This window comes from Collinsella sp. AM23-17 (assembly GCF_003470945.1).
Classification (GTDB): Bacteria; Actinomycetota; Coriobacteriia; order Coriobacteriales; family Coriobacteriaceae; genus Collinsella; species Collinsella aerofaciens_O.
Map to the genome: position 1 here is coordinate 45,516 of NZ_QRHU01000011.1, position 23,142 is coordinate 68,657.

General features: G+C 61.2%; 17 protein-coding genes and 2 tRNA genes. 10 read left to right on the forward strand and 9 right to left on the reverse strand.

Annotated elements, in window-relative coordinates; all coding sequences use genetic code 11:
• The first annotated feature begins 52 nt into the window (after positions 1-52).
• Both DW645_RS05470 and proB read left to right on the forward strand, forming a co-directional pair.
• Entirely contained in the window at positions 53-1,558 is a 1,506-nt protein-coding gene (locus DW645_RS05470; protein WP_117583751.1) for a nicotinate phosphoribosyltransferase, read from the forward strand.
• 79 nt (positions 1,559-1,637) lie between these two features.
• Positions 1,638-2,765 (forward strand): glutamate 5-kinase, encoded by a 1,128-nt coding sequence (gene proB / locus DW645_RS05475; protein WP_118094627.1) that lies wholly within the window; start codon positions 1,638-1,640, stop codon positions 2,763-2,765.
• 101 nt (positions 2,766-2,866) lie between these two features.
• Here the strand turns inward: proB and DW645_RS05480 are convergent, their stop codons facing one another.
• Entirely contained in the window at positions 2,867-4,285 is a 1,419-nt protein-coding gene (locus DW645_RS05480) for an alpha/beta fold hydrolase (RefSeq protein WP_118226714.1), read from the reverse strand.
• Positions 4,286-4,397: 112 nt separating this feature from the next.
• Here DW645_RS05480 and DW645_RS05485 point away from each other — a divergent pair, with 112 nt between their 5' ends.
• The gene (locus DW645_RS05485; protein ID WP_118226716.1) at positions 4,398-5,684 is read left to right on the forward strand and encodes a glutamate-5-semialdehyde dehydrogenase; all 1,287 of its coding nucleotides are present in this window, start codon (positions 4,398-4,400) and stop codon (positions 5,682-5,684) included.
• Positions 5,685-5,755: 71 nt separating this feature from the next.
• On the opposite strand, the gene DW645_RS05490 is transcribed toward DW645_RS05485, so the two are convergent.
• Both DW645_RS05490 and DW645_RS05495 read right to left on the reverse strand, forming a co-directional pair.
• Positions 5,756-6,355, reverse strand: coding sequence for an HD domain-containing protein (locus DW645_RS05490; RefSeq protein WP_118226718.1), 600 nt, complete (start codon positions 6,353-6,355; stop codon positions 5,756-5,758).
• Positions 6,356-6,472: 117 nt separating this feature from the next.
• Positions 6,473-6,958: a CarD family transcriptional regulator gene (locus tag DW645_RS05495; RefSeq protein ID WP_089572030.1), complete on the reverse strand. Its 486-nt coding sequence runs from the start codon at positions 6,956-6,958 to the stop codon at positions 6,473-6,475.
• 342 nt (positions 6,959-7,300) lie between these two features.
• Here DW645_RS05495 and argS point away from each other — a divergent pair, with 342 nt between their 5' ends.
• The 4 genes from argS to DW645_RS05515 all read left to right on the forward strand — a co-directional run bounded on the left by argS (position 7,301) and on the right by DW645_RS05515 (position 14,401).
• On the forward strand, positions 7,301-9,154 hold the full coding sequence (argS, locus tag DW645_RS05500) for an arginine--tRNA ligase (protein ID WP_117786947.1): 1,854 nt from the start codon (positions 7,301-7,303) through the stop codon (positions 9,152-9,154).
• A 529-nt stretch (positions 9,155-9,683) separates the two neighbouring features.
• Positions 9,684-12,230 carry a transcription termination factor Rho gene (rho, locus tag DW645_RS05505; protein ID WP_233514432.1) on the forward strand — a complete coding sequence of 849 codons (2,547 nt, stop codon included), beginning with the start codon at positions 9,684-9,686 and terminating at the stop codon, positions 12,228-12,230.
• 313 nt (positions 12,231-12,543) lie between these two features.
• Positions 12,544-13,944: a hypothetical protein gene (locus tag DW645_RS05510; protein ID WP_118226720.1), complete on the forward strand. Its 1,401-nt coding sequence runs from the start codon at positions 12,544-12,546 to the stop codon at positions 13,942-13,944.
• 7 nt (positions 13,945-13,951) lie between these two features.
• Positions 13,952-14,401, forward strand: coding sequence for a VanZ family protein (locus DW645_RS05515; protein ID WP_117583742.1), 450 nt, complete (start codon positions 13,952-13,954; stop codon positions 14,399-14,401).
• A 115-nt stretch (positions 14,402-14,516) separates the two neighbouring features.
• Here DW645_RS05515 and DW645_RS05520 read toward each other — a convergent pair whose 3' ends face one another.
• Positions 14,517-15,407: an ROK family protein gene (locus DW645_RS05520; protein ID WP_117786945.1), complete on the reverse strand. Its 891-nt coding sequence runs from the start codon at positions 15,405-15,407 to the stop codon at positions 14,517-14,519.
• Between the two features lie 136 nt (positions 15,408-15,543).
• Entirely contained in the window at positions 15,544-16,725 is a 1,182-nt protein-coding gene (locus DW645_RS05525; RefSeq protein ID WP_118226722.1) for a pyridoxal phosphate-dependent aminotransferase, read from the reverse strand.
• Between the two features lie 166 nt (positions 16,726-16,891).
• On the opposite strand from DW645_RS05525, the gene DW645_RS05530 reads away from it, so the two are divergent.
• Together DW645_RS05530 and DW645_RS05535 are read left to right on the forward strand one after the other, a co-directional pair.
• Positions 16,892-16,968: transfer RNA gene (locus tag DW645_RS05530), tRNA-His, on the forward strand.
• Between the two features lie 22 nt (positions 16,969-16,990).
• Positions 16,991-17,066, forward strand: a tRNA-Lys gene (locus tag DW645_RS05535).
• Positions 17,067-17,327: 261 nt separating this feature from the next.
• On the opposite strand, the gene dinD is transcribed toward DW645_RS05535, so the two are convergent.
• The 4 genes from dinD to DW645_RS05555 all read right to left on the reverse strand — a co-directional run bounded on the left by dinD (position 17,328) and on the right by DW645_RS05555 (position 21,890).
• Positions 17,328-18,188, reverse strand: coding sequence for a DNA damage-inducible protein D (gene dinD, locus DW645_RS05540; protein ID WP_118226724.1), 861 nt, complete (start codon positions 18,186-18,188; stop codon positions 17,328-17,330).
• A 161-nt stretch (positions 18,189-18,349) separates the two neighbouring features.
• Positions 18,350-19,876, reverse strand: coding sequence for an FAD-dependent oxidoreductase (locus DW645_RS05545; RefSeq protein WP_118226726.1), 1,527 nt, complete (start codon positions 19,874-19,876; stop codon positions 18,350-18,352).
• 256 nt (positions 19,877-20,132) lie between these two features.
• Positions 20,133-21,137, reverse strand: a complete 1,005-nt coding sequence (locus DW645_RS05550) for a GGGtGRT protein (protein ID WP_055252290.1) — start codon at positions 21,135-21,137, stop codon at positions 20,133-20,135.
• Between the two features lie 18 nt (positions 21,138-21,155).
• Entirely contained in the window at positions 21,156-21,890 is a 735-nt protein-coding gene (locus DW645_RS05555) for an iron-sulfur cluster assembly scaffold protein (RefSeq protein WP_006235554.1), read from the reverse strand.
• A gap of 403 nt (positions 21,891-22,293) precedes the next feature.
• Between DW645_RS05555 and DW645_RS05560 the strand changes: the two genes are divergently transcribed.
• Positions 22,294-23,094 carry a transposase gene (locus DW645_RS05560; RefSeq protein ID WP_118226728.1) on the forward strand — a complete coding sequence of 267 codons (801 nt, stop codon included), beginning with the start codon at positions 22,294-22,296 and terminating at the stop codon, positions 23,092-23,094.
• Positions 23,095-23,142 lie beyond the last annotated feature (48 nt).

Below are 23,142 nucleotides of genomic sequence, written 5' to 3' on the forward strand. Positions count from 1 at the left end.
CTGCCCTTTTCCAACCCTCAACCTCTGCACAACGCATCCGAAAGGTCGCCCCATGGCTTTGACCGACATCTCGCATCCCACCGACATTGCAATGCTCACCGATCTGTACGAGCTCACTATGGCCCAGGGCCTGTGGGAGAGCGGCAAGGCCAATGAGCAGGGTTGTTTTACCGCGTTTTACCGCGACCATCCTTTTGGCAGCGCCTATGCCGTCATGTGCGGCACCGCCGAACTGCCCGAGCTGGTCGAGAATCTGCGCTTTACGCCCGAGGACATCGACTACCTCGCCTCGCTCCAGGCCCCGGCCGGCGGCGCGATGTTCAAGCCTGGATTCCTCGACTACCTGCGCGATTTTCGTGCGCATGTAAACATCGACGCCGTGCCCGAGGGCGAGCTCGTCTTTCCGCGCGAGCCCATGGTTCGCGTCACCGGCCCCGCGCTGGAGTGCCAGCTGCTTGAGACGGCGCTGCTCAACATCGTTGGGTTCCAGACGCTTGTCGCCACCAAGACGGCGCGCGTGGTGCTGGCGGCGGACGGCCGTCCCGTTGCCGAGTTTGGCCTGCGCCGCGCTCAGGGTCCCGATGGCGGCTTGGCCGTCGCGCGCGCGAGCTACGTTGCCGGCTGCTCCTCTACGTCCAATGTGCTCGCCGGCCGCCGCTACGGTATTCCCGTCTTTGGCACGCATGCGCACAGCTGGGTGATGAGCTTCGATTCCGAGCTCGAGGCCTTCCGCGCCTTTGCCAAGTCGAGCCCCAAGAACTGTACGCTGCTCATCGACACCTATGACGTGCGCGAGGGCTGTGAACATGCCATTACGGTTGCCAAGGAGATGGAAGCGGTGGGCGAGCGCCTGTCGGCCATTCGCATCGACTCCGGCGACCTCGCCAAGCTCTCCAAGTATGTGCGCGGCCGTTTTGATGCCGAGGGCCTGCCCTATGTGGGGATCTCGGTTTCTAACGATTTGGATGAGTACACGATTCAGTCGCTGCTCGACCAGGGCGCGCCCATCGACAGCTTTGGCGTGGGTACCAAGCTTGCGACCTGCTATGACCAGCCGGCGCTGGGCGGCGTGTACAAGCTTTCCGCCCGCCGTGCGAGCGAGGCAGATCCATGGACGCCGGTGGTCAAGCTCTCTGAGCAGCCATACAAGCGCACGATCCCGGGTGTGCAACGCGTGCGCCGTTATTACGACGGCTTTGGCGGCCCGGTCTGCGACATGATCTACGACGAGGACCATCTGGCGGGGGAGGGCGCCGCGCGCGGCAATACCCTTGTGGCCGTGAACGATGCCGCCCTGGTGACCGACGTGTCCGAACTTGAGTATCGCGAGCTGCTGGTGCCGATCGTGCGCGATGGCAGTGCGGTGGCTCCACGTGAGAGCATCCAGGACGCGCGCGAGCGCTGTGCTTGGGCGCTCGACCATCTGGACGCAGCTTTCAAGCGCTTCTTGTACCCGCAGACCTATGTGGTGGGTATGGAGCAGGGCCTGGCTCAGGTGCGCGACGAGCTCGTGCGTAAGAACATGGCCGCGGCCTCTGCCTTTCCCTGGGCTCACTAATTCCTTGGGCGGTAGGGGCGAGTCACGCTTCCCTGGCCGCCAGCTCGGCCGTTCGCTGAACAGTTGATTGGTTTGACGTATGACGACTTCTTATAAAACGATGGTGGTAAAGATCGGTTCGTCCACGGTGGTGGGCGCCGACGGCAAGGTCAACCGCGCCTTTATCGGCGGGCTTGCCGATCAGGCCGCAGCGCTGCGCGAGCTTGGCTGGCGCCTGGTCGTGGTGAGCTCGGGCGCCATTGCCTGCGGCTATCCCGTGCTGGGCTTCGACCGTAAGCCGGTCGGTGACCTGCCGAGCCTGCAGGCCTGCGCCTCGGCTGGTCAGTGCATCATCTCGTCGGCCTATGACGAGGAGTTCCATGCGCGCGACCTGCTCACCTCGCTCGTGCTGCTCACGCGCCACGACACGGCGCGCCGCACGTCCTACCTGCACGCGCGCGACGCCCTGCTGCGCCTTGTGGAGCTGGGTGTGGTGCCGGTCGTCAACGAGAACGATACCGTCACCGTCGATGAGATCAAGTTTGGCGACAACGACACGCTGGCGGCGCTTGTGAGCTGTCTGGTTTCCGCCGATCTGTGCGTGACGCTCTCGGACATCGATGGCCTCTATACCGCCAATCCGCACGAGGACCCCACGGCCGAGTTCGTCCCGGTCGTGCATAAGATCGACGCCAAGATCATCGCCTCGGCGGGCGATTCTTCCACATCGGTGGGCACGGGCGGCATGATCACCAAGATCCGTGCAAGCCGCATTCTCATGACGGCCGGCATTCAGAGCGTGATTTGCTCGGGCGAGGAGCCCGATGCGCTCGTGCGTTTGGCCCGCGGCGAGAGCGTGGGCACGCTGTTCGATCCGCCGGCGGAGCGCCTGGACATTGCACCCCGCAAGCTGTGGATTGCACTGGGCGACAAGGCGCACGGCTCGGTGACGGTTGATGACGGCGCCGCGAAGGCGCTGGTCAGCCGCGGATCGTCGCTGCTCGCGGTGGGTATTCGCGAGGTCGATGGCCAGTTTGCCGAGGGCGATGTGCTCGACGTGTGCGACCCGAGCGGCATGGTTGTCGCCCGCGGTATCGCCGAGGCCGATTCGGACGTGCTGGAGCTCGCCGCCGGCCGCCGCCAGGACCAGATTGCCAGCAACCGCCTGCTCGCAGACCTGGCCGAGAAGCCCGCAATCCATAGGGACAACTTGATAGTGTTTGCATAAAGAGAGGCAGCGCTGCGGCTCGTTTTGCCAGCAGTGCTGCCTCTCCTTTTCCGGCACTTGGGGACGTTCCTATTGTGCCGGCAGGTGGGGACACTCCTTTGCTAGAAGATTCGGCGCAGGTCTCCGCGGTTGAGGGACTCGTCGAAGAGGTGCTTGAATACCACACTGCCGTGCAGGCCGTCGTGCTCGAACTCGTTGGTTACCCAGGCGTGCGAGTTGCCCACGCGGCTGAGCGTGTCGAGCTGCAGACTCGAATCGACGTACATGTCATCGAAGTACACCGCGGCCTGGAGCGGCACCTCGTTGCAGGCCAGGCGCTGCGGGTCATAGATCTTGTCCCAGCTGGTGTCTTCCATCAGCAGGTCCATGGCGGGCTTGAAGGGCTTAAGCTCGGGCATCTGCTCAAACATCCACGGGAACATGGCCTCGCCGGTAAACATGAGCGGGCGCGTAAGCGTGTCGAACTCGGCGCGATGGGCCTTCTCCTCTGCTGCGGCCCAGCGAATGGGTATGGTGTCGCCGTCGGCGTAGATGAACTCCTGAAGCGTCCAGTACAGCGGATTCGTGCGCGTGTTGGTGCGCTCGAAGGCACGCATCAAAAAGCTGTCAGATATCGAGACGCCGCAGGTCAGCGTGCCGTCGCCGTCAACAAAAGCGTGATTGATAATCCAATGCATGCGCTCAAAGCTCGGCTTCATGCCAAAGTCGCTGCCCATGAGCTGTAGGCGCTCGACCGTCATCGGCGAGCCGTCGGGCAGCACGGGCTTCTGAGCCTCGAGCGCATCGGCAAGAGCCGCCACGCGCTCGACGTCGGCGGGGTAGCGGTCGTAATACTGCTGTGTCTTGGCAGCCATGCGCGGGAAGGTGTGCGCGTAGACCTCGCTTGCGCTCGCCGGCACGTGGGGGATGCCGCCGCAGGTAAAGCTTGCCGCCACGCCCTCGGGGAAGAGCGACAGATAGCTCAACGTCAAAAAGCCGCCGTAGCTCTGCCCGAGTGTGACCCAGGGCTTGCCGCCAAAGCCCACCAGGCGCAGGTACTCAAAATCGCGCACGATGGAGCTGGCGAGGTGGCGCTTGAGGAAGTCCGCCTGCGAGCGGGCCGCATCGGCGCCGGCTGCCTCGGCGCGATCGCCCAAGGTGGCAATCGTGCGTCCGTCCACGCAGCTACTGCGTCCGGTGCCGCGCTGGTCGGGCAGGACCACGCGGAAGTGCTTGACGGCCTCTTCGATCCAGCCATCGCTGGTGGGCGACAGCGGACGCGGGCTCTCGCCGCCGGGGCCGCCCTGCAAAAACAGGAGCAGCGGCAGATCGTCGTTGATGCGGTCGGGCGCGCAAACCACGCGGTAGAAGAGCTTGATGCTCTCGGGCGCGCCGGCGATGGGCGCCGGCATAGCGCCGCGGCGCATGGTGCTGCCGACGGCCAGGAGCATCGGCTCCAGGCCGCGCCAGTCGAGGGGGACGTCGATGCTGTGGTCCTCGACGTAAAGGCCGGGGACGTGGTACGAAGTGATGAGGGCCATGTGAGTCTTCCGTTCGTTGCGGTGTTTCGGGTTGACCAATTCTACCGCCGTGGGCGAGGCCATGCGCAAATCGGCTACCATGGTTGCAAACTTCTAGGAGAAAGGGCCGCCCATGTCGGTCGATATAGCCACGTATGTCCACGATCTTGCCGTTGCCGCCAAGGCAGCGTCGGCCTCGCTTGCCACGGCGAGCGATGAACAGCGCCAGGAGGCCGTGCGCGCCATGGCCGCAGCGCTGCGCAACGGTATCGACTCCATCGTTGCCGCCAACGAGCTCGATATGTCCGCCGCGCGCGATGCGGGTACCTCGGCCGGACTGCTCGATCGTCTGCTGCTGACGCCCGAGCGCGTCGAGGGCATGGCCGCCGGCCTGGAAAAGCTCGCCGAGCTGCCCGATCCTGTGGGCCGCGTGCTCGACCACCGCGTGCTCGCAAGCGGCGTGGACCTCACCCGCGTGAGCGTGCCGTTGGGCCTGGTCGCCATGGTCTACGAGGCACGCCCCAACGTGACGGCCGACGCCGCGGGCATCTGCATCCGCACCGGCAACGCCTGTATTCTGCGCGGCGGCTCGCTGGCCTATCACTCGTGTGCCATGATTGCCGAGCTACTGGCTGATGCCCTCGAGGCGCAGGGTTTCCCGCGTGAGGCCGTCTCGATGATTGAGTCTACCGACCGCGAGGCAACCGGCGAGCTCATGAAGCTTCGCGGCATCGTCGATGTGCTCATTCCGCGTGGCGGTGCAGGCCTGATCCAGCGCTGCGTGCGTGAATCGCTTGTGCCGGTGATCGAGACGGGCACGGGCAATTGCCATATCTACGTGCATGAATCCGCCGACTTTGATAAGGCACTCAACATTATCGTTAATGCCAAGACCCAGCGCGTAGGCGTGTGCAATGCCGCCGAGTCGCTGCTGGTCGACCGTGCTGTGGCCGATGCGTTTTTGCCTGCGGTCGTGGCCGTGCTGCATGATCACGGCGTGTTCATTCACGGCGACGAGGCAACCTGCGCCGCATGCGCCGATGCCGGGCTTGCCGAGGGTGATGACTACGTCGCCGCGACTGAGGAGGACTGGGGCCGCGAGTATCTGGCGCTCGAGATGAGCGTGAAGGTCGTGGCAAACGAGGACGAGGCCATCGCGCACATCAGCCGCTACGGCACGATGCACTCCGAGGCCATCGTTGCCGAGGACACGGATGCTTGCGAGCGCTTCCTGGACGCGGTCGATGCCTCGGCCGTGTACGCCAACGCCAGCACGCGCTTTACCGACGGCGGCGAGTTTGGCCTGGGCGCCGAGATCGGCATCTCGACCCAAAAGCTCCACGCCCGTGGCCCCTTTGCCGCCGAGGCCCTCACCACCTACAAATACAAGCTCCGCGGCACCGGCCAGGTCCGTCCCTAAACCTGTTGCAAACGAAAAACCACCACAAAGGCGCCTGTCCCCTTTGCGGTGGTTATAGGTGGCGTGGGCGGTTAGGCCTGGAAGGTGTCGCGGTCGGGGGCGAAGGACTGCATGGCCGCGATGGTGCGGTCAAAGAGCTCGGGGAGCTCCCAGCCCAGCATCTCGGCACCCTGCGTAATCACGTCACGCGAGCAGCCGGCGGCAAAGCGTTTGTCCTTGAACTTCTTCTTGAGCGACTTGGTCGTAAAGTCCATGACGCTCTTGCTCGGGCGCATGACGACGGCGGCTCCGATCAGGCCGGTGAGTTCGTCGCAGGCAAACAGGATCTTCTCCATCTGCAGCTCGGGCTTGGGCAGCGAGGTGTTGAAGTCCGACGTGTGCGTCTGGATGGCGCGAATGAGATCGGGAGAGGCGCCCTCGCCTTCAAGGATCTCGGCCGCATAGATGGTGTGGTTCATGGGGTCGTCCTCATGCTCCTCCCAATCTAGGTCGTGCAGCAGACCGACGATGCCCCAAAACCCCTCGTTCTCGGGGTCGAACTCGCGCGCAAAGTAGCGCATGGTGCCCTCGACCGTTTCGCCGTGGGTGATGTGGAACGGGTCCTTATTGTGCTCGTTGAGCAATTCGAACGCACGGTCGCGGGTGATTCCGGCGGAAAGTGGCTCTGCCATAAAAGACTCCTTGTGCTCGCAGGTATCGCTAAGAATGAATACTACTAGAACGACTAGAACGAAAAAACCACCACAAAGGTGTCTGTCCCCTTTGTGGTGGTTTTTGGCGCGGATGGGTTAGTTGAGGGCGGCTTGGGCTAGGCGGGCTTCGGCGGCCTCCTCGGTGACGCCCAATGCCACGGCGAACTCCTCGATGGAGCGGCGCTTGGCTTCCTTGAGTACACGCATATAGTAAGAGCTGGGCTTTTTATCGGCTTCCTCGGCCTGGCGAATGCGGTGCATCATGGTCTTTGCCACGCGGACCGTCTCGGGCGCGCCCAGCTTGAGCTGCTGCTTAAAGTGTGTCTCTTCAAGCGAGCTGTTGCGCTCGGTAAAGGTGTCGCACTCCAGCTCGTCATAGTGGCTCAGCAGGTGCTCGGCATCTTGCTGAGAGATGGCGGCATGCAGACGGTCGGCCTGCGCCACGGGGTACATAAGGATCGTCTGCGCATGCCCCTGCTTGGCCTCGAGCAACAACATGGGCTGCGGCGTGTCGTCCCTAAAACCGACGACGGTGCAGACTCCCTGACCCGGATGAATGACGTGTTGACCGATTGAGAACATGCTACCTCCAACTTATACGAATTTACGTATGTCTAGAATAACACGCTGACGTGCGCAAATCCTCGCTTTATGCAGGAAAAGCACACAACTCTGATAGGTAAGAGTATTCGATAACAGACGCAGCTCATTCACACCTTTATGCATTTTCAACGCGTGCATAATCTGCAGGCAGACCGGCATCTTTGAGTGACTCCATACAAGCTGTAGTCAATTTTGTGCATATGCAATTTCGATTGGCTTTACCCTGCGACAGTGCCCCTCGCTTGTGATAGAGTGCTACAAACTCTGGCTTTTGCCCTACGAGTGACCAAGAGCTCGGGGGCTTTAACACAAGGAGGATCTATGCCCGAGAAGATTGAAGAGCTGGTACGCGCTGCGCTTGCTGCGGCCCAGGAGGCCGGCGACCTTTCCGCATTTGAACTTGACGATTGCGCTATCGAGCGACCGGCTGACACTTCTCATGGCGAGTGGACCTCTACCATGGCCCTGAAGTCCGCCAAGCTGGCCCACTGCGCCCCGCGCAAGATCGCCGAGGCCATCGTTGCCCATATGCCCGAGGATCCCGCGATCGAGAAGGTTGAGATCGCAGGCCCCGGTTTCATCAACTTCTACCTCTCCGTTGCCGTCAAGAATGCCATCTTTGGCGAGGCTCGCGAGAAGGGCATGGACTTCGCTAAGTCCAACGTCGGTGGTGGCCTGAAGACCCAGGTCGAGTTCGTTTCCGCCAACCCCGTCGGCCCCATGCACATCGGCCACGGCCGCTGGGCCGCTCTGGGCGACTCCCTTTGCCGCGTCATGGACCACGCCGGTTACGACATCCAGCGTGAGTTCTACATCAATGACCACGGCTCTCAGATGAACACCTTCGGCAACTCCATCAGCACGCGCTATATGCAGCTTGCCGACATCATCGCCAAGCAGGGCGTTGGTATCGACGAGGCTCACAAGCTGCTGATCGCCGACCGCGACGCCTTTGTTGCCGACGAGAACGACGAGCACCCCGAGACCCATCCGTATCAGGACAACTTTGCCGAGACCTTGGGCAAGGACTCTTACGGCGGCGACTACATCATCGACGAGGCCGCCGAGTTCTGGCGCACCGACGGCGACAAGTGGGTCGACGCCGATCCGCAGGAGCGCATGGAGAGCTTCCGCGAGCGCGGCTATGTAAAGATGGTCGATAACATGCGCGACCTCTGCCACGCCGTCAACTGCGACTTCGACCGTTGGTACTCCGAGCGCTCGCTGTACGTGAAGGACACCGAGGGCGAGACCGCCGGCACCTCCGCCGTCGACCGCGCTTTTGAGAAGCTCGACAAGATGGGCTACCTCTACACCAAGGACGGCGCCCTGTGGTTCCGCTCCACCGATCTGGGCGACGACAAGGACCGCGTCCTGATCAAGTCCGACGGCGAGTACACCTACTTCGCCTCCGACGTCGCCTATCACTGGGATAAGTTCCAGCGCGTCGATCACGTCATCGACATCTGGGGCGCCGACCACCACGGTTACATCGAGCGCGTCCGCTGCGTCTGCGACGCTCTGGGTTACCCCGGCAAGTTCGAGGTTCTACTGGGCCAGCTCGTCAACCTGCTGCGTAACGGCAAGCCCGTCCGTATGTCCAAGCGCAAGGGCACCATGGTGACCCTGCAGGAGCTCGTCGACGAGGTCGGCTCCGATGCCGCTCGCTACACGCTCATCTCCAAGAGCTCCAACCAGATGGTCGACTTCGACATTGAGGCCGTTAAGAAGCGCGACAACTCCAACCCGGTCTATTACGTGCAGTACGCTCACGCTCGCGTCTGCTCCATCCTGCGCCGTGCCGCTGACGTAACGCCTGAGCAGGCCGACGAGATGGGCATGAAGGCCGTTGCCGCCAAGGCCATCGGTGAGAACGTCGATTACTCGCTGCTGACCGACCCGACCGAGCTCGCCCTTTCGCGCAAGCTCAATGAGCTTACCGACCTGATCGCCAGCTGCGCTCGCGATCGCGCCCCGTTCCGTCTGACGCACTTTGCCGAGGAGCTCGCCGGTGACTTCCACAGCTTCTACGCTGCCTGCCAGGTGCTGCCGAGCGAGGGCCGTCCCGTCGACCCCGAACTTTCGCGTGCCCGTCTGGCCGCTTGCGATGCCGTCCGCGTGACGCTCGCCCTGGTGCTCACCCTCGTTGGCGTTTCCGCGCCCGAGCAGATGTAACCTGCGGGTCATTTGACCGTGTAGGTTTGGTTTAACTGAGCCCTATAAGCCCGATCTCCCATGGAGGTCGGGCTTTTTTCGCAAATGCCGACGTATTGACGAATTTGGAACTGCTGGAAATACGAAACTATGCCGGTTTACTACGATGAATTGGGAATTTCCAACCACGCCGGCTTTTCGCAAAAAAGCGCAAGGCATCTACCTGCGGTTTTAGTTCAACATGTTTCGGAGTGGTCGCGGTTGATCGATTCGTCGTAGTAAACCGCCATAGTTTTGGCGGAGGCAGTCTGATTTGTGGGTGGTAGACCAAAGAGTGTCCCTTTTGACTAGTCGTTTAAGAACGCCCCCAATGACTAAGTTGCAGGTGGCGGCGGTTGTGTTACACTAACGCTGCGTAGTTGACGCAATCATCTCGATACAGATCAATGATGTCCGTCGTTTTGAACGGAACTAGACTGTTTAGCCGCCCTGAAGGTTTGTGCAGGGAGCATGTGATCACAGGGCTTGAAAAGAAAGTTGAGCAAACACTGTGTCTGATCAACAGCAAGAAAACGAAATAACGACGACGCAAGCCGCTCCCGCTGCACCGGTTGCGTCGGACCAGGTCGCGGCGCCCGCGCAAGCCTCGGCTCCCGAGACGCCTAAGGCTGCTTCGACGCCTGCGCCTGCAACTGGTGAGGAGGCTGCTCCGGCAAAGCCCAAGCTCGCGCGCCGCACGGCCAAGCCTGCCGCTGACGGCGAGGAGGTCACCAAGCCCAAGCGCCGTACCACGCGCACGACGCGCGCCAAGCGCACCGTTGCAGCTGACTCCTCGGCGCCAATTTCCGATGAGGTCGCGCAGGCACGTGCGTTGGCGCAGATTAGCGAGGCTCAGGTGGTGCGCGCCCGCCGTCGTGCTGCCGAGCGCGAGGCCGCGGCTCTGACCGAGCTTGCAGCTCCGTCTGTGCCCGAGACGCCTGCCGCCATCGAGACCCCTGCCGCCGACCTGCCGACCGAGAAGCCGGCACCGCGCACACGCCGCCGCACGGCTGCTAAGGCCGAGCAAGTTGCGGAACAGGTAGCCCCCGAGCTCACTGAGGCTTCGGTCCGTTCCGCGGCAGGGGAGGGCACATTGCCTGTTGAGCCCGCTGCGCCTGTCGAGGCCAACGAAGTTCCCGTTGTCGATCCGGCTTTGCGCCCGCACCGTCGCGGTCGCAAGCCCAAGGCCTTTGTCGAGGCAGAGAAGGCCGCAGCAGCAGCCGCCGCCGCTCGGGATGCTGCGGCGACCGCCGAGTCTGCAACCGCTGCCGATGCACCCGTCCAGGATGCTACGACTTCCGAGGCCGCTCCCGCCGATGCCGAGCCCGCCGACGTCCGTCCCGGTCGCAGCCGTCGTACTGCTGCTAAGCGCACGTCAAAGGCCAAGGCTGCCAAGAAGGGTGCGTCCGAGGATTCTGCCGAGACGACCGCCGATGCGTCGACTGATGTCGCCAAGGCCCAGGACGTCGAACAGCCTGCGTCCGAGAAGCCCAAGCGCGGTCGTAAGAAGTCCGTTAAGGCCAAGGCGTCCGAGCAGCAGGATGTCGAAGCGCAGGTTGATTCTGGCGCCGAGGCCAATGACGCCGCCGCGGCCAATGTTGGCACCGCCGCAACCGATGGTGCCGCCCCCGCTGAGGGCGAAGACGGCACTCGTCCCAACCGTCGCCAGCACAAGCGCAACGACGAGCGCAACGAGCGTAAGGACGACCGCAACAACGACCGTCGCAACCGCCAGCGCGATCGCAAACAGCGCAACAAGGAGCGTAATGCCGCTCCCACCGAGCCCACGCTTTCGCGCGAGGAACTCGCGGCCATGAAGGTCGCTGAGCTGCGCGAGAAGGCTAAGGAGTTCGAGATCGAGACGACCGGCAAGAAGAAGGCCGAGCTCGTCGAGGAAATCTACGTCACCGCTGCGAAGGCCGAGGGCTTCCGCGACATCAAGGGCATTCTGCAGATTCGCCCGGACAGCTCCGGCATCATCCACGCCCATGGCTACATGAAGTCCAACGACGACGCCTTCGTGCCCGCCTACCTCATCCGCTCCGCGCGCCTGCGCACGGGCGACGTCATCGAGGGCTCGCTGCGTCCTTCGCGCGGCGGCGACAAGCGCGCCGGCCTCGCCAAAATCACGACCGTCAACGGTCTGGACCCCGAGCAGATTCGCAACCGTCCCAAGTTCGGCGACCTCACCCCGGTCTATCCCAACGAGCCGCTGCGCATGGAGCACGGCAAGGACTCTATTACCGGCCGCGCCATCGACATCGTGTCACCGATCGGCAAGGGCCAGCGCGGCCTGATCGTGTCCCCGCCCAAGGCCGGCAAGACCACGATCCTCAAGAAGATCTGCCAGTCTATCTCGATTAACAACCCCGAGGTGCACCTCATCTGCCTGCTCGTCGACGAGCGCCCCGAAGAGGTCACCGATATGCAGCGTTCCATCAAGGGCGAGGTTGTGGCGTCGACCTTCGATATGCCTGCCGACAACCACACCCGCGTGGCAGAGCTCGTCATCGAGCGCGCCAAGCGCATCGTAGAGCTGGGTGGCGACGTCGTGGTGGTGCTCGACTCCATCACGCGCCTCGCCCGCGCCTACAACTTGGCGGCGCCCGCCTCGGGCCGCATCCTTTCGGGCGGCGTCGATTCGGCGGCCCTATATCCGCCCAAGCGCTTCCTGGGTGCAGCCCGCAATATCGAGAACGGTGGCTCGCTTACCATCCTGGCCTCTGCCCTCATCGACACCGGTTCCAAGATGGACGAAGTCATCTTTGAGGAGTTCAAGGGCACCGGCAACATGGAGCTTAAGCTCGACCGCGACCTGGCCGACCGCCGCATCTTCCCGGCTATCGACCCCGTTGCCTCCGGTACGCGTAACGAGGACCTGTTGGTCGACGAGCAGATGCGTCCGTTTGTCTTTGGTCTGCGTCGCATTCTTGCCGGCATGAACAACACCGAGCGCGCAGCCGCATCGTTTATCAAGGGTCTTAAGGGCACCAACACCAACCAGGAGTTCCTGGTGCGTTCGGCCAAAAAACACAGCGACTACGAGCAGACGTTCTAGGTTGTCATCCACGCGCAGCGATAGTCATCAATGCGATAAAGGGTCGGGGCTTTGAGCCTCGGCCCTTTTCTATAGCGCCGCTCCGCGCTTATTTTTGACCGTAAGACCGACGAGCAGCAGGTTTCCCGTTTCAATCCGACATCGTCACTTGCAATCGACAGGACGGTTTCGCATAATAACTTTTAAGCTTCGCGACGGAAAACGCAGATGAAACGAACCATATACCGTTGCTTTGGGGCATAGCCCCGCTTCATCTTCTCTCGCGCAGCCAACTGAATGATGCGATTTGGGTGCTGGAAGATGGGGAGAGCTCATGGCTTCTTCTGATGCAACACAACGAGCAGTCCTTGCCGGACTTTCGTGCGGGATCGGCCTTGCCGCTCCCGTGGTTATGTATGCCGCGACGCTGCCGTTTTCGTCGGTGAACGAGACGGTCGTGGCGGGTGCAGTTCCCTTCGCCGTGGGCGCGGTGGCGGGCGTGGGTATCTATGCCGCCTCGCTGGGTATCTCCGAGTATCGTGCGCAGCGTGAAGAGCGTCTGTTCCAGCCCGATGCCATGGGCGGTGCCGCCAATCTCAATCAGCATCAAAGCGAGTTCAAGACCGCCTCGATTCCAGCTCAGCAGCAGGATGCGATTCCGTACGCTGCGGCTTCTGCTTCTCAGGCTCAGTCGGAGCAGTCTACCTCGGCATTCCTTTCCGGCCTGACTGGTGCGTTCCAGCGCCGTCATGCCGATGATGGTGTCCCTACCATCGCTCGAGCCGCAGATGCTATGGACGAGGCCGAGGCTTGGTCCATGATCGACAGCATGCTCGACGACGATTCGCCGGTGAGCTGCGACCCTGCACGCTCGCGCGACGTCTATCAAGTCGCCATCGACGAGCTCACCAACGGCGGGCAGACCGGCTCCTTCAATCGCGATGATATCGCCGCCGCGGCACGCGCCGTGTCGGGCTCCCAGGCCGCCCCTGCGGGCAGCACGGCGGCTTTCGTGGCACTCGTTGCCAATGCGGCGGTCAATAACGCCTACAGCGCTACCTCGGCGGTCGCGAACGCTTCTGCCGATAATTCGTACGTTGATGAAGCCATGACCGCGGACGAGGAGGCTGTTGCCGCCCGCCGTGCCGCCGAAAGCTCGCTTTGGGGCGCTCCTGCCCAGCAGCAGGCGGCTGAGGCTGCGCCGTACAATGCAAACCTCGCCAGCATGCCTATCATCTCCGGTGCCGCGGGCATCGATCTCGATGACCTCGATGAGCCTGCAGCCATCACCGCATCGATTGATGCCCAAGATCGCATCGACACCGGCGACCTTCCGGACGCCTCGCTCGAGGTTGATGTCCCCATGGCCGATTACTCGGGCCACGAGGGTATGTGGGCCGCCGCCACCGCGATTCTGGATGAGATTGACGAGCCTGCTCCTGTTTCAGCCCCCGCTCCCGTCGCTGCCCCTCAGCCTGCTGCCCCCGCCTATGTCGGCCGTCACAGCGCTGTGTTCCCCGAGGATACTGCCCGTATCTCGCGTGAGAGCATCGAGCGGGCCGAGGCTATTGCCGCCGGCATTATGGAAAATCGTCGTCACGAGCGCGTCAATCAGATCCTCGAGGAAGAGATCGAGCGTCTTCAGTCCTCTACCGCCAAGCGTACGGGCCGTGCTTATCTGAGCGTTATCGAGGGCGGTACCGCCAGCTTCGCGCCGCTCCGTGCGGAGGCATAACTTCTGCATGGTTAAGATCAATCGAAAATGGGCGGTCGTAACCTGCCTGATGGCGCTCTTGATCTGGGGCAATTCGCTGGTTCCCGGCTCGGGGTCGGGCTCACTGAGCCTAACGGTCATGGAAGCTATCCGCGGTTTCCTGCACGGCGTGGGACTTCCATATGAATGGGTGACCAACTTTGTTGTTCGTAAGTGCGCGCATTTTACCGAGTATTTGGTGCTCGGCATCCTGGCAACGCACGCCTTTGATTTTGAGGGCCGACGCACCTTTGACGTGCTGCTGCCCACGGCAGTGTTCCTGCTGCTGATTCCCTCGATCGACGAGACGATTCAGCTCTTTGTGCCGGGACGCGCCGGCATGATCACCGATGTGATGATCGACTGCTGTGGAGCGGCAACGGGCGTTGTGCTCCGATATCTCTTACGGTCGCTGATGTGCGCCAAAAAGGCCGCCTAAGGACGCATTGTTTGGTCCTAGGCGGCCTTTTTTATTGGAGGGCTTATATGAGGTGTGGCGGCGTCGTTCCATAGGTCGGATTTGCCGGGTGCGCCACGCCCTGTAGGTGCGTCTGTTACTGAAGCGCCTGTGCGCCTAGGGCCAGGCAGCCCATGATGCCCTGCTTGCCCTCGAGGCTGTTGTTGACGATGTAGGTATCGATGTCGTTGACCTCGGGCGTGACGATATAGCCGTTGAGCATCTCGGCGCACTTCTTGCGCGCGAGCGGCACGATGGGGGTGTGGTCGGCCACGCCGCCGCCGATGACGATCTTCTGCGGCGCATAGCACAGGATGAAGGTCATGAGCGCCTGCGCCAGATAGCCGGCGAGCAGATCCATGGCCTCCGGGTCATCGGCCATGTCTCCGGCGCTCTTGCCATCCCAGCGCCTTTTAACGCCGGGGCCGGCGATGAGGCCCTCGAGGCAGTTGTCGTGGAAGGGGCAGGCGCTGTGCGCGCCAATGGTGTCGCGCGGGTCGCGCGTGACCAGGATGTGACCGGCCTCGGGATGCATCATGCCGTGCACGAGCTTACCGCCCGAGAGCACGCCAGCGCCCACGCCGGTACCGATGGTCAGATACACCACGTCAGTGAGGCCCTGGGCGCAACCAAAGGTGACCTCGCCCAGGCAGGCGACGTTGACGTCGGTGTCGTAGCCGCAGGGAATATTGAGCTCGTTTTGGATGGTGCCCAGCAGGTCAAAGTAGCGCCATGCCGTTTTGGGCGTCTCCAGGATCTTGCCGTATTGGGACGAGGCAGGGTTGACTGCGGTGGGGCCAAAGGCGCCGATGCCCAGCGCGGCGATGTCCTTGTCGGCAAACCATGCGTTGACGGCCTCAACGGTCTCCTGCGGGGTCGTGGTCGCAATCTGCTCGCGTTCCAGGACCGTGCCGTCTGCATAGCCCGTGGCGCAGACCATCTTGGTGCCGCCGGCCTCGAGCGCTCCGATAAGCTGCTGCTCTGCCATAGTATTCCTCTCTGGACGAGTTGCTCCGTGACTAAAGTATAGCGCTCTAAAAAATAAATGAGGTCGCTATAAAAAGAAACCTCATGGCCCAACGGGTTCACGAGGTTTCTTTAGTGCCTTTAGTTACTGACCGTCCTTACCCGCGCGGGTTGATTTTATCACGTAGCGACTTGAGGTTCTCAAGCGCCGCGTTAAGCGTCTCGTCTCGCTTGGCAAAGTGGAAACGAATCAGATGGTTGACGGGCTCGCGGAAGAAGCTCGAGCCGGGCACGGCGCCCACGCCCACCTTTGAGGCCAGGTCCTCGCAGAAGTCGAGGTCGCTGTCATAGCAAAACTCAGAGATGTCCATCATCACGTAGTAGGCGCCCTGCGGCACGTTGTGCGTGAGGCCGATGCTGTCGAGTCCCTGACAGAATAGGTCGCGCTTGGCGGTGTAGAGGTCGAGGACCTCCTGGTAATAACTGTCGTCGAAGTTGAGGGCGGTGACGACGGCCTCTTGCAGGGGAGCGGCGGCGCCTACGGTGAGAAAGTCGTGGACCTTTTTGATGCGCTCGGTGATTTCGGCGGGAGCGATGGTGTAGCCTAGGCGCCAGCCGGTGATGGAGTAGGTCTTGGACAGCGAGCTGCAGCTGATGGTGCGCTCAAACATGCCGGGCAGCGTGGCCATGTACACGTGCTCGTGGGGAGCGTAGACGATGTGCTCGTACACCTCGTCGGTGATGCAGTAGGCGTCGTACTTCTTGCACAGGTCGGCAATAAAAGTGAGCTCCTCGCGCGTAAAGACCTTGCCACAGGGGTTGGACGGGTTGCATAGGACGATCGCCTTGGGATCGTTGTCGCGGAAGGCCGCCTCGAGGACCTCACGGTCGAAGTCAAAGGTGGGCGGGTTGAGCGGCACATAGATGGGCTCGGCGCCCGAGAGAATGGTGTCAGCGCCGTAGTTCTCGTAGAACGGCGAGAAAATGACGACCTTGTCGCCGGGGTTCGTGACCGTCATCATGGCGGCCATCATGGCCTCGGTGGAGCCGCAGGTGACTACAATATTCTCGTTGGGGTTGATCGGCATGCCCATAAAGTGCTCCTGCTTGGCGGCAAGCGCCTCGCGCATGGCCTGAGAGCCCCAGGTGATGGAGTACTGGTGGTAGAGCGGCTTGGGATCGGTGGCGATGGTGCTGAGGCTATCGAGCAGCTGCGCCGGGGGATCAAAGTCGGGGAAGCCCTGTGACAGGTTGACGGCGCCATACTTGTTGGAGATGCGCGTCATGCGACGGATGACGGAATCGGTAAACGTTGCCGTGCGGTTGGAGAGTTCTTTCATGCCGGTCCTTTCGAGCATTTGCAGTGGGGCAAGTTTACTCCTATGAAACCGGTGGGAAATGCTCGAAATGGTCTCGAAAAACTCTTTTCAAAATTCTTGAAAATTGGGGCTTGCATCGCGTGGCGTTCCTTGCAATAATAGTCGAGCGCGAAGCGCACAGGACACGGTGGGTGTAGCTCAGTTGGCTAGAGCGACGGGTTGTGGTCCCGTAGGTCGAGGGTTCGAGTCCCTTTACCCACCCCAGTTCTTGCTTCGTGTTGATATCGGGTCGTTAGCTCAGTTGGTAGAGCAGGGGACTCTTAATCCCAAGGTCCAGGGTTCGACCCCCTGACGGCCCACCACAAGTATGTTAAAGCGACTGGCTTAGGCTGGTCGCTTTTTTGTTGACCTCGCATGGGGTCGAACCCGTCGGGGCGCGAAGCTGAGGAAATGCGTAAGCATTTACCAGCGCAGCGCGCAAGGCGCAAAGCGCCGAAGCGGCCGCCTGCAAAGCAGGCTGACCCCCTGACGGCCCACCAAAGCATGTTAAGACGGTCAGCGATAGTTGACCGTCTTTTTTGTTGACCTTTCATGGGGTCGAACCCGAAAGGGCACGGCCGCTTTCACAGATCGAGTCTACCCTGGGGATCGGTAAAACCGTCAGTACCTTCCTTGAGTTTCTTCTCGTCTGCCTTCACGCGACGCTCGAGCTTTTTTGTATCTTCGGCAGGCGGTAGGTTCTCAGGTACAATTCCGCGGTCGATGAGGCTGCCACGCACGCTTGTGTTGTTCTCGACGTGTTCTTGCTTGATCTGGTCCAGACCGTACAGGTCGTGTTCCTCGGCGTTGAAGGCCGTCATCGAGTTCGTAAGGTCCTTTGCTTTGATGAGAACATCGGCTAGCCCGTCCGCCAATGCCGAGCTCTTGGATACGCCGAGCTGTTGCTTCATTTCCGCCGTGCTTCTGCCGCCGAATAACGCTTCATCGCCCTTCGACTTGATGATTGCGAATCCTTTGGAGTCCACGCCGCGTTTGAACGCAATACCCGAGAGCTGTTTCTCTGAATCAGATAGCGAGTGGCGCGCCTGCAAGCGCTGAATCTCTGCGAAGCGCTGCTCTATGAGCTCTTGGCGGCGCGTCTGCACGGCGAAGTACGCCTGGGCGAGCGCGATTTCTTGCTTGTTTGAATCTCCGTTCTGGGCGATTAAATAGCATGCATAGCGCGTAAGCTTGTAGTCTTTAACCGCGCGAGCGGCGACACCGGCAGTTACCATTTTCGTGGTGTCACGAAAATGGGAATCAACTGGAGTTTTATTTGTTTCGCACGAGACTTTTGCCCTCTTAACAACTTCGGCGAAGTTCTCCCATCGAGTGTATCCCATGGGTTCCATTAAATCGCGTGCAAGCCAATACTCAACGCCGTCTTCCACATTGGCGTAGCTATCAAGTTCGACACGCCACTTCTCGATATCTCTACTGTCCATATCTCCTCCTCGCTGATCTATTGTCTATGCGCGCTTTGCCCGCTCTGTACTCAAAATAAGGATACGCTGCCGTGCGGACACGAATGGGCCCCGTGCCACTTCGAGGTCACGGGGCCCATAGATATCGATTAGCTGTGCTCTGCTCTAGATAGGTGTCCAGTTTAATTCGATCGATAGTGCGAACCCAGGCTTTCGGTCCGCTTGCGCATGGCTTTGACCATCTCCGTTGCCAGCTGATTCTGCGATTGCAGGCGGGCGAGGGTTGCGATCTCGCTGTCATTGGCATGCGGCTTGCTCAGCGCCGTTGCCTCGTCTTTCAGGCTTTCAAGCTGTTGCAGGGCCTTGGATAGACCTGCTTCGGTCCTGTTGATCATGCAATAGGTGCTCATCGTGTGCTTAAGGCTGTGTGTCAGGCGTTCGGCATCTGTTGTGGCAATGCCATACTGAGGGAGGGCGATATCCATCGGAGCGGCCGCCTCGGGAGCGTCCAGCGCTGCTCGAGCTGCCGATGCGCCCGCGATGCGCCCGAATACGATGCCGTTGGCACTCGACAAGCCGCCGATGCGGTCGGCGCCGTGCATGCCGCCTGTTGCCTCACCGCAGGCGTAGAGGCCCTCAACGCCCGTGTACGCGGTCTTGTCGATTTTGATACCGCCGTTGGCGGCGTGGGCATACATCGCCACGCGCATCTCGTCGGTCGGCGCGATGCCGTGCTCGTCTTGTAGCCAAGTGGCAAAGGTCTGCACAAACTCGGGGACGTCCTCGCGGGGGAAGTCGTAGTGGAGCGCCAGGCCTTCGGCTCCCGCTTCGTCGATGGCTAGGTCGATAGCGCGAGAATCCAGACGCGAAGTGAAGGGACCATATCCGGAGCGTTGCTCGAGCAGATCGTCGAGCTTATCGTCGGCGTTATCGACCGGCTGGTCGAACTTGACGTAGCGCCAGGTCTTCTCGTTAAAAACAAGGTTTCGCTTGGGCTCTATAAAGCCGGGCATCATCTGCATAAACTCTATATTAGTAAGGGACGCACCGTGCGCCAGCGCGATAGCCTGTGATGAGCTGAGCACGTCGGCGGAAGTGAGGCTGCGCTCGAACAGGCCACCCGTGCCGCCCGCAGCGATGATAGTGGCCTTAACTGCCATAGGCACGAGACGCTCGTTTGTCCGGTCGTAGAGCGTGGCGCCGACAATCTTTCCGTCCGTATCTTCAACAAGGTCGATAAGCTCATGGCGGGGGAGCAGGCGAATGCCGAGCGACTCGATCCGGGTCGTCAGAGCGTCCTCAAGGGGCTTGCGGGTGAGGCCGCGCCACATGCGCGTCTTGTGGTCAAAGCAGGGGATAAACTGCTTTTGCTGAGCGCTTTCGGCGCTTTGCGGACGCTGAAGCTCAACGCCCAAGTCTTGCTCGAGCCATTCAATTGCCTGGGGAATGCCGTGGGCGAACGTCTGGACGAGTTCGGGGTCGGCAACGCCGCCGCCGACGGCCTGGATGGTGTCGATAAGGTTCTGTTCGTCGCCTTCGTCGACGGGACCAATAAGGCCGAGGCCCCAGGTGCCCGGGAAGAAGCTCGATCCACTCATAGTCTTTCCGGCGCTTGCCACAGTGACGGTTGCACCCGTGCGTGCCGCTTCGATGGCGGCGCAAAGGCCCGCAATGCCAGATCCAATTACCAGTACGTCAGTCGATTCCATCGGATTCCTTTCTCGTCCGGCGCATTGTCGCACGGGTGATCGGCAATGGGGCCGCAAAGACTCGGCAAATCGGTAAAGGGCACATATGACAGGTGGGTGTCGTGGACGCTCTGACATTCCATCTCATCACATCTCGTATTTCGCCCCAACTGATATATCGGCATTAGCTACCCTGCGACAGCGCAAACAAAAAGAGCCGCCACCTTAAAAGGTAGCGGCTCTAAAGCTCAACTATATGAGCATCGCGCGGGCGCGATTAGGCCTTGAGGGCCTCCTCGACGGCGACAGCGCAAGCGACAGTGGCACCGACCATGGGGTTGTTGCCCATGCCAATGAGACCCATCATGTCGACGTGCGCAGGCACGGAGGAAGAACCGGCGAACTGGGCGTCGGAGTGCATACGGCCCATGGTGTCGGTCATGCCGTAAGAGGCAGGGCCGGCGCCCATGTTGTCCGGGTGCAGGGTACGGCCAGTGCCGCCACCAGAAGCGACGGAGAAGTACTTCTTGCCAGCCTCGAGGCGCTCCTTCTTGTAGGTGCCAGCGACGGGGTGCTGGAAGCGCGTGGGGTTGGTGGAGTTACCGGTGATCGAGATGTCGACGTTCTCGTGCCACATGATGGCAACGCCCTCGCGGACGTCATCGGAACCGTAGCAGTTAACGGCAGCGCGGGGACCATCGGAGTAGGGGATGGTCTCGACGACCTTGAGCTCGCCCGTGTAGTAGTCGAACTGGGTCTTCACGTAGGTGAAGCCGTTGATGCGGGCGATGATCTGAGCGGCGTCCTTGCCCAGACCGTTGAGGATAACGCGCAGCGGCTTCTTGCGAGCCTTGTTGGCGTTCAGAGCCAGGCCGATAGCGCCCTCAGCGGCAGCGAAGGACTCGTGGCCAGCCAGGAAGGCGAAGCACTCGGTGTCGTCGGAGAGCAGCATAGCGCCCAGGTTGCCGTGGCCCAGACCGACCTTGCGGTCCTCGGCAACGGAGCCGGGAACGGTGAAGGCCTGGATGCCCTCGCCGATGATGGCGGCAGCCTCAGAAGCGGTCTTGGCGCCACGCTTGACAGCGAGAGCGCAACCGAGGGTGTAGGCCCACTCGGCGTTCTGGAAGGCGATGGACTGGGTGTTGTTGACGATCTCACGCGGGTTGAAGCCCTTGTCGGTGCAGATCTGCAGAGCTTCCTCGAGGGAGGCGATGCCGTTGTCGGCGAGGCACTTGTTGATCTTGTCAGCGCGGCGCTCGTAACCTTCGAACGTAACAGTCATAGTTATTTCCCTCCCTTTCTACTCGTGAACCGGGAACACGCTGGCGACGGAGTGAGTCTCCTCGTCGGTGCGCGGGTCGATGTACTTGGCAGCGTTCTCCCACTGACCATAGTGGCCCATAGCGCCAGCGATGGCCTCCTCGGGGGTCTTGCCGGCCTTGACGGCGTCGGTGAACTTGCCGAGGTTCAGGAACTCGAATGCGATGATCTCGTTCTTGTCGTTGAGAGCCATGCGGGTGACGTAGCCCTGAGCGAGCTCGAGGTAACGAGCGCCCTTGGCCTTGGTGCCGAACATGGTGCCGACCTGAGAGCGAAGGCCCTTGCCGAGGTCGTCGAGGGAGGCGCCCACGGGCAGGCCGCCCTCGGAGAACGCGGTCTGGCTGCGGCCGTAAACGATCTGCAGGAAGATCTCGCGCATAGCAACGTTGATGGCGTCGCAGACGAGGTCGGTGTTGAGGGCCTCGAGGATGGTCTTACCGGGAAGGATCTCGGAAGCCATGGCGGCAGAGTGGGTCATGCCCGAGCAGCCGATGGTCTCAACGAGGGCCTCCTCGATGATGCCGTCCTTGACGTTCAGCGTGAGCTTGCAGGCGCCCTGCTGAGGTGCGCACCAACCCACACCGTGCGTAAGACCGGAGATGTCGGAAATCTCCTTAGCCTGGACCCACTTGCCCTCCTCGGGGATGGGTGCGGGGCCGTGGTATGCACCCTTGGCAACGGGGCACATGTTCTCCACTTCCTGTGAGTACTGCATGCCTCTCCTCTCTATCGTGTTGGCGTCCCGTCTGGGGGTCGTGGCTGGCGATTGCCGGGCGACCCTTCGAAAGGGACATGACATGCAGCCCCTATAATACCGCGAAATGCACGGAATATTCGGCGAACGGCTCAGTTTTCGTAGCGAGAAGTCCGGAAGTTTTAATTGAAACGGTTTAACTCTATATTCTGTGGTCGTGAACTTTTGTAGAGGGGGTTCGTCTTGGGCAAGCTTTTGGTCAGCTCTTGTAAGCGTTGCAGGGGCTGACCTGTTGCAACGGTGCCGTTCGCCGCCTGTTTATTGCCTTTGGCCGCGCGAATGTATTGTTTTGCGTGAATGTTTTGGTGGCACGCTTCAATCGTGTTGTATTGGATGGCAAGCAGATCCAGGCGAAGGGAGCGCCATGCAGCGCGTTTGGAGAACGGTTACCGGCTTTTACCATGTTTGTGCCCGCGGTACGGGCAAGCAGCTCATCTTTGAGGGCGATGAAGACCGGTGGGAGTTTTTGGAGCTGATGCGCGAGTGCTGCCGCGAGGCGGGCGTGACGGTTATCGCCTGGTGCCTTATGGGCAATCACGTGGATCTGGTACTCTCGGATTATGAGGACACGATGAGCGCGGCGATGCAACGACTGCTTTTGACGTACGCTCGTCGGTTCAATAAACGCACGGGGCGCACGGGCCATCTGTTCCAGAACCGTTTTGACCGGCGCTCGCTCGATACCGACCGTTATCTAATGGCCGCCATTCGCTATGTTCATGCTAATCCGCAGGAGGCGGGTATCGCCCTGATCGAGCGCTATCCGTGGAGCAGCTTTGCCGAGTATCTGCGAGCGTATGACAACGATATGACGAGGGGATTTTCGGACCCTTCTTGTGTGCTCGAGCTCTTTGAGTCTGTCAGGGGGTTTCTGGATTATTCTCTGTCAATGCCCGATGGTTCCGATCCGGTGATTCATGATATGGATGAGACAGAGTGGGAGCGGCGTGCGTTTGCCGACAAGATGGCGAAGCGCCTGGGTGTGCCGCTCAACAAACTCAAGACCGTAGCACCCTCGCGGCGAGACGGAATCATTTTCGCCCTGCACGATGGCGGCTACACGGTGCGCGAGATCGAACGGTATACGGGAATCAGCAAGAGTACCGTCTCTCGTATCGTGCGCGCTTATGCGCGGGTGAATGCTCAGGCTGAGGGCTCGGAATAGAAAATGGCCGAACCACTCTTGTCAAGCGATTCGGCCAACAAAATTCTT

Excerpts from the sequence above, each read along its gene's own strand:
- DW645_RS05470 (WP_117583751.1), top strand. The coding sequence starts at position 53 with ATGGCTTTGACCGACATCTCGCATCCCACCGACATTGCAATGCTCACC.
- proB (WP_118094627.1), top strand. The coding sequence starts at position 1,638 with ATGACGACTTCTTATAAAACGATGGTGGTAAAGATCGGTTCGTCCACG.
- DW645_RS05480 (WP_118226714.1), bottom strand. The coding sequence starts at position 4,285 with ATGGCCCTCATCACTTCGTACCACGTCCCCGGCCTTTACGTCGAGGAC.
- DW645_RS05485 (WP_118226716.1), top strand. The coding sequence starts at position 4,398 with ATGTCGGTCGATATAGCCACGTATGTCCACGATCTTGCCGTTGCCGCC.
- DW645_RS05490 (WP_118226718.1), bottom strand. The coding sequence starts at position 6,355 with ATGGCAGAGCCACTTTCCGCCGGAATCACCCGCGACCGTGCGTTCGAA.
- DW645_RS05495 (WP_089572030.1), bottom strand. The coding sequence starts at position 6,958 with ATGTTCTCAATCGGTCAACACGTCATTCATCCGGGTCAGGGAGTCTGC.
- argS (WP_117786947.1), top strand. The coding sequence starts at position 7,301 with ATGCCCGAGAAGATTGAAGAGCTGGTACGCGCTGCGCTTGCTGCGGCC.
- DW645_RS05510 (WP_118226720.1), top strand. The coding sequence starts at position 12,544 with ATGGCTTCTTCTGATGCAACACAACGAGCAGTCCTTGCCGGACTTTCG.
- DW645_RS05515 (WP_117583742.1), top strand. The coding sequence starts at position 13,952 with ATGGTTAAGATCAATCGAAAATGGGCGGTCGTAACCTGCCTGATGGCG.
- DW645_RS05520 (WP_117786945.1), bottom strand. The coding sequence starts at position 15,407 with ATGGCAGAGCAGCAGCTTATCGGAGCGCTCGAGGCCGGCGGCACCAAG.
- DW645_RS05525 (WP_118226722.1), bottom strand. The coding sequence starts at position 16,725 with ATGAAAGAACTCTCCAACCGCACGGCAACGTTTACCGATTCCGTCATC.
- dinD (WP_118226724.1), bottom strand. The coding sequence starts at position 18,188 with ATGGACAGTAGAGATATCGAGAAGTGGCGTGTCGAACTTGATAGCTAC.
- DW645_RS05545 (WP_118226726.1), bottom strand. The coding sequence starts at position 19,876 with ATGGAATCGACTGACGTACTGGTAATTGGATCTGGCATTGCGGGCCTT.
- DW645_RS05550 (WP_055252290.1), bottom strand. The coding sequence starts at position 21,137 with ATGACTGTTACGTTCGAAGGTTACGAGCGCCGCGCTGACAAGATCAAC.
- DW645_RS05555 (WP_006235554.1), bottom strand. The coding sequence starts at position 21,890 with ATGCAGTACTCACAGGAAGTGGAGAACATGTGCCCCGTTGCCAAGGGT.
- DW645_RS05560 (WP_118226728.1), top strand. The coding sequence starts at position 22,294 with ATGCAGCGCGTTTGGAGAACGGTTACCGGCTTTTACCATGTTTGTGCC.